This window comes from Chitinophaga sp., from assembly GCF_035538455.1.
Classification (GTDB): Bacteria; Bacteroidota; Bacteroidia; order Chitinophagales; family Chitinophagaceae; genus Chitinophaga.
Genome location: NZ_DATLKJ010000068.1, coordinates 1 through 2,164, shown reverse-complemented (window position 1 = coordinate 2,164; position 2,164 = coordinate 1). Strand labels below are relative to the sequence as shown.

The following is a 2,164-nucleotide window of genomic DNA, read 5'->3' as shown; positions in this document are numbered from 1 at the left end:
CACCAGAAAAGAAAAAGGGCAGGGGCGGTAGGCCCGTTAAAGCCGTGAGGAAAGAAATACGTACTGGCGTACGGCTTACCAAGGCTGAATATTTCATTGTAAAGGAAAAAGCCCGTATAGCGGATCTGCGCTATACGGTGTATATCCGTCAGATGGCTTTACATGGGCAAGTTAATGCCCGTTTAAATCATGAAGAGCGGGCATACATCCGACAGCTGATCAATATTGGAACAAACCTTAATCAAATAGCAAAGACGGCTCATAAAGAAGGAATATTGAGCGCTATGCTATTGTTTGAAAATTATCGAAGCCAGATTGATGACCTTTTAAACCGGTTAAAGAGATGATTAGCAAAGTAATTACGGGTAAGTCTTTTTACGGTTGCTGTCGTTATATCTGCGCTAATGAAAAGAGAGCGGTTATACTGGAAGCTGAAGGCGTGAGAGATTACAACTACCGACATATGGCCCATGATTTTGAAATGAACAGAGAGCAACTACCTGAAAAGCAAAAAGCAGTATTTCATGGTATTCTTAGTTTTTATCCTGGAGAACAGTTAACGGATCAGGAGATGTTAAAAATTGCGCATGAATATCTTGAAAGGCTTGGGATTACAGATACCCAATTTGTGATAACCAGGCACACAGATACTGAGCATCAGCACTTGCACATTATTGCTAACATGGTAAATAACAAGGGAAGGGCTATCAAGGATAATTGGATAGGCTTGCGCAGCAAGAAAATAGCACAGCAGCTTACTTCCAAATATAGGCTGATTCCTGCTGTTGAAAAGAAAATATCTCAGACAAACCTTGCCGCACTTAACCGCGAAGAAGCCGTACGATATGAAATCTTTCAGGTTATAGAATCAGTGTTGCCACGCTGCAAAACGCTGCAGGAATTAGAGAATGTGTTGTTAAAAAAAGGGATAGACGTACAGTATAAGTACAACGGAACTACGCAGCAACTACAAGGGATCAGTTTCAGGAAAGATAATTATGCTTTTAAAGGTAGCAGCATTGACAGGAAGTTTTCTATAGCAGGATTGCAGAAAGCAATGCAGCTGCGGATAATGCCTGATCAGAAGCTGTCTACCCGTCGGGGAGTACGCTTGTGACCTCAAATCTATTTAAGAACTAACAAATGATTGTTTTATGAATGAGTTGTTATTGCAGTCAATTATTGACAAGTTAAATAAAATTGATGAAAGTATTCGGCAGATGATTAGTAGTAGACCGACTATGCCGGATTATTCAGGCCAGTTGGAATATGTCAGCTCCACTGTAGACCAGCTTAAGACTGAGGTGGCGAAAATGCCGGAACAATTGAAATTCCCTACGGCAGGGATTTATACACTATCACAACAACTTGAAGTAAATAACGATTTACTGAAACGTCCGTCTAGACGGGAAGTTAAGCACTATCATCATGTAAACGCAGGAATAATCGTTAGTTGCGGTTTGTTTCTATTACTTGCCTTGTCCTGTGTGTGCTTGTTCAACACTCGCGCACAGCTACAGAATTACAGGGCAGGGGATATAAAATACCGCTTTCTGCAACTGCGCTCTGAGAGGTCATTGCGCTCTATGTTGTCTGCGACTGATAGCATTTATAGGGTAGGCCAACGGGCTTTCCGGGTAAGCATTCGGCCAACCACGTCTTCTTTTGCTGTTTTGAAGACACTAGCTTAGTAGAAAAAAGTGATGAACCCTACGTCGGATGCAAAGAGACGGAAACGTCGAAGCAAAAAAGAGATACATCGAATATTGCAAGAATATGAAGGCTGTAACCAAAGTATTGAAGACTATTGTAAGAAACAAAATATTCCTTCTAACACTTTTTACAACTGGCGTAAGAAATACGGTACAGGTGCTTTAGGTGGATTTACGAAAGTTCTGGTTACTGTCCCATCTCAGGGGAATCTTTTTGCCGAAGTAGGAAAGATCAGGCTTTATCAGCCAGTGAGTGCAGCTTACTTAAAAGAGCTAGGCTCATGAGTAGCCTATTCATGTTGGGTAATCACCGCAGTTATCATCTTTACCGCAAAGAGACTGATATGCGTAAGGGATTTAATCAATTGTGCGGAATCATAATCAACGAGCTTGGTCGCAATGTAACACAAGGAGATGCGTTCATTTTTATTAACCGACGACGTACACACCTG

General features: G+C 41.5%; 5 protein-coding genes. All 5 read left to right on the top strand.

Going from position 1 to position 2,164, the window contains the following annotated elements:
* Window positions 1-347: plasmid mobilization protein (locus tag VM802_RS08115; protein WP_325529326.1), on the top strand; the 347-nt coding region annotated here is incomplete at its 5' end.
* Window positions 344-1,117 (top strand): relaxase/mobilization nuclease domain-containing protein, encoded by a 774-nt coding sequence (locus tag VM802_RS08110; RefSeq protein ID WP_325529325.1) that lies wholly within the window; start codon window positions 344-346, stop codon window positions 1,115-1,117. The genes VM802_RS08115 and VM802_RS08110, both read left to right, overlap by 4 nt.
* Window positions 1,118-1,154: 37 nt before the next feature.
* Window positions 1,155-1,691 (top strand): hypothetical protein, encoded by a 537-nt coding sequence (locus VM802_RS08105; RefSeq protein WP_325529324.1) that lies wholly within the window; start codon window positions 1,155-1,157, stop codon window positions 1,689-1,691.
* A 12-nt stretch (window positions 1,692-1,703) separates the two neighbouring features.
* Complete coding sequence (tnpA, locus tag VM802_RS08100) at window positions 1,704-1,997, top strand: IS66 family insertion sequence element accessory protein TnpA (protein ID WP_325529323.1); 294 nt, start codon at window positions 1,704-1,706, stop codon at window positions 1,995-1,997.
* The coding region (tnpB, locus tag VM802_RS08095; protein WP_325529327.1) for an IS66 family insertion sequence element accessory protein TnpB at window positions 1,994-2,164 on the top strand (171 nt) is incomplete at its 3' end. The genes tnpA and tnpB, both read left to right, overlap by 4 nt.

Coding starts and splice junctions, on each gene's coding strand:
- VM802_RS08110 (WP_325529325.1), top strand. CDS start 344: ATGATTAGCAAAGTAATTACGGGTAAGTCTTTTTACGGTTGCTGTCGT.
- VM802_RS08105 (WP_325529324.1), top strand. CDS start 1,155: ATGAATGAGTTGTTATTGCAGTCAATTATTGACAAGTTAAATAAAATT.
- tnpA (WP_325529323.1), top strand. CDS start 1,704: ATGAACCCTACGTCGGATGCAAAGAGACGGAAACGTCGAAGCAAAAAA.